Source organism: Neobacillus drentensis (assembly GCF_036966985.1).
Lineage (GTDB): Bacteria > Bacillota > Bacilli > Bacillales > Cytobacillaceae > Neobacillus > Neobacillus drentensis_E.
In genome coordinates, this window is sequence record NZ_JBALSN010000155.1 from 425 (window position 1) to 3,661 (window position 3,237).

The following is a 3,237-nucleotide window of genomic DNA, read 5'->3' on the forward strand; positions in this document are numbered from 1 at the left end:
GTTCCAGGAACTGGGTCCCCTATTTACCTTTCCTTTACCCGTTCTGAGGGGGATGTAACTGGGAAGCTCTTTCCCACCGGAAAACCTGTAGACTGGATCCAAACAAAAAATAGTACCATCCCTATTTCTATTATTGATGTTGCCAATCCTCTTGTTTTTGTCAGGGCGGAGGATGTGGGGCTAAAAGGAAACGAATTGCCACATGAGTATACTCCGGAAAAATTAAAGGAATTAGAAGAAATTAGATCTCTAGCAGCTGAAATGTGCCACTTTTCGAAAAAAGAAGAAGCAACTAAAAAGTCTCCAGCTGTGCCAAAAATGACCCTCGTTGCCCCTCCAATGGATTTTATTCATGTGACTGGCATTAAGAGAAATGCGTCAGAAATGGATTTGGCAATAAGAATGATGTCAATGCAAAAGCCGCATCAAGCTCTTGCTATTACAGGTGCCATTTGTACAACTGCCGGTGCTTTCCTGAAAGATACCATTTTGGCGGATATCGTGACAATCAACCACGAAGTCCTTAGATTAGCACACCCTGCTGGAATTATGGAAACAAAGGTAGATTTGCTTGCAGGCAATATAAATTCAATAAAGGTAGTGCGTACAGCTCGAACAATTCTAGAAGGTTCCGTTTTTACAAAGGACGATTATCAACTTTCAGATTTAGCTATAGAGGCATAGGTCACTTCCTATTTTCAGTGTGGTAGTCATAAAAAATTCAAAAAAAAAACGGGGGAATTTTAAATGTGGGTGATCACAAGGTATACAGAAAAAAGTATTAAAATATTTGAATTTGATACCGAAAAAGAAGCGAGAGATGCATTAAGAAAAATGCACGGATATTCAATTTTAACAGAAGTGATCTTTTATAATAACCCCTGCCTTGCTATATAAATATTAGGTATTTAAATGATAATTTACCAGAAAAGATGACTAGTAACCCCATTCTCTTGTGAGGATGGGGTTATTAATTTCCCATAGAAAAGAGGAAGCTCCACTTTAATTTATAGTAAAAGAAAAGTAGCCAATTTTTAATGGGGCGTTAACAGAAGTTTGAAATTCTAAAAATAATAGCCCTAACATAAATCAGGGCTTGAATAAATATTTTTATTGGCGTTATAAAACCGCTGTCATTTCAATTTGAACTCTCTTTTCAATATTCCAGTAATCAATAAAACAATAATATTAAAAGAAATCAAAAAATGACGATTTCATCGCTGGGACCATTTTTTCGAAAAGATCGATCTCTGTCTTGGTTCCTTTCAAGTATCCCATTTCAAAAAGTTCCATCGGTCTCTTGTAACCAAATAGAATCGCTGAAAGGGAATTAATAGTTAATTGAATCCCTTTTTTAGGAGGATGAACACACTGACCTCCCGTTTTTTCTTTAAACACCCTGATTTCTCCTTTTCCAAGCAAATAACTCCCATTATTCCAAGGTGCATGTGTATCTTCAAGGTGGAGGAATAGCGACTCATTTTCTGGTAGAAACGGAAATTTCCGTAAACATTCTTCAGCATCGACAACTCTTGCCATAAAATAGGGAGCTAACTCAATTTTCATTTTTGGCTGCGGCAAAAAATAAGGAAATAGATCGTGACTTGCAAGATTAATCGTTACTGTTTCAACCATGGAGTCATGCTGGCAGATAAAATTCCATAGCCCTTTTCTCGCATCGTGGTCAAGAGCAACCAGCTCCTCCACTTCCATTTTTCTTTCCTTCACTTGGTACAGAATATAGCCCCTTGCCTCGTTCGCAGAATGGTAATATACAGCAAGCTGCGAATCATCATTATATACGTTTTGTTTCCACCAATTTGTATCACGTTTTAGCATTCCGGTATGTTGAGTGCAAAATTGCTGGTAAATCTCTTCTATCTCCTCATTATGGGACTCTTTGGAATATCTCTTTATAAAACCTGGCTGCGTTTCAAGGAACTTTAGGTTTACTTTTTCAAACGTTAATTTCTTCTGTTCACTTAAAACCTCCCACCCATATTTCCGATAAAAAGAGATATCAAATGGGTGTAAAAGCGATACAATCTGATTATTATTTCGCATGTGTTTCAAAGATTCGATAATGAGTGCGTTTACATAACCGGTTCGTCTAAACTCTGGGTAAGTAGCAACTCCCGCGATTCCACCCATTTTCCATTCGGCATCCTTCATGAAAATGGTGAGTGGAATAATATGCAGTTTGGCAGCCAGACTATTCTCACCATCCCATATTCCTAGAATATTATGATTTTTAATTGATTCTTTTCTAACCGGTATATCAACTTCCGGTACCTTATATTGAAATGCGTACATTGATAGTTTCATTGCTTCTAAGAATTCATTCTCTGTAATTTCTCTAACCTGCATTTAGTCCAATTCCTTTCTTTTCTCAACGTAGTATATCTATGATTTTAATGATAAAACAATATGCTTATTTTTCCAACAATATCTGGGATTCAGATACTATCATTCTTCTAAAAAAGCCTCGTTTGCTTCATTGGGTTTCCCAACGAAGCAAACGAGGCTGCCCCACCGTCATTAATTTAAGCTTCTCTAGTTTGGCTTACTTTTTCCCTGGATAAAGCCTTTTTAAACTGCTCGATTAGGATAGGAACGATTTCAAAGGCATCGCCAACAATTCCATAATGACAGTTCTGAAAAATAGGGGCCTCTTTGTCCTTATTTATGGCAATAATTAAATCTGAATTTTTCATTCCCACAATATGTTGAATCGCTCCGGAGATTCCAATTGCAAAATAAATTTTTGGCGTTACTGTTACACCGGTTTGCCCAACCTGATGAGGATGGTCGATCCAACCCGCTTCTACTACATCTCTACTGGCACCAACCGCTCCTCCAAGCGTTTCAGCCAATTGGTGTATTATCTGAAATCCTTCGAAGCTCCCTAACCCTTTTCCACCTGCAACAATAATGTCCGCTTCGTCGATTCGTACTTTCTTTACTGTTTCCTTTACAATTTCCAAGACTTTTGTCCGAATGTCTTCTTCCTTTAGGGGGATTGTTTCTTCAACCACCTTGCCGGTTCTCCCCGCCTCGGGGTCCAGCGCCTTCATGACTTTGGCGCGTACTGTCGCCATTTGCGGCCGGTATTTTTTACATAAAATGGTCGCCATAATATTTCCGCCAAATGCCGGTCTGCTCGCCAATAGTAAACCCGTTTCCTCTTCAACATCCAGTTCCGTTGTATCCGCTGTCAAACCTGTCGGCAGATCGGTG

3 protein-coding genes are annotated in these 3,237 nt (G+C 38.7%); 1 reads left to right on the forward strand and 2 read right to left on the reverse strand.

Translation table 11 applies throughout. The features are described 5' to 3' along the window. On the forward strand, nucleotides 1-684 hold a 684-nt coding region (locus V7659_RS10680), incomplete at its 5' end, for a PrpF domain-containing protein (protein WP_335540014.1). Between the two features lie 504 nt (nucleotides 685-1,188). On the opposite strand, the gene V7659_RS10685 is transcribed toward V7659_RS10680, so the two are convergent. Both V7659_RS10685 and V7659_RS10690 read right to left on the reverse strand, forming a co-directional pair. Continuing rightward, entirely contained in the window at nucleotides 1,189-2,367 is a 1,179-nt protein-coding gene (locus V7659_RS10685; RefSeq protein ID WP_335540016.1) for a GNAT family N-acetyltransferase, read from the reverse strand. Between the two features lie 176 nt (nucleotides 2,368-2,543). Next, nucleotides 2,544-3,237 (reverse strand): electron transfer flavoprotein subunit alpha/FixB family protein (locus V7659_RS10690; RefSeq protein ID WP_335540018.1); only part of this gene is annotated, 694 nt, incomplete at its 5' end.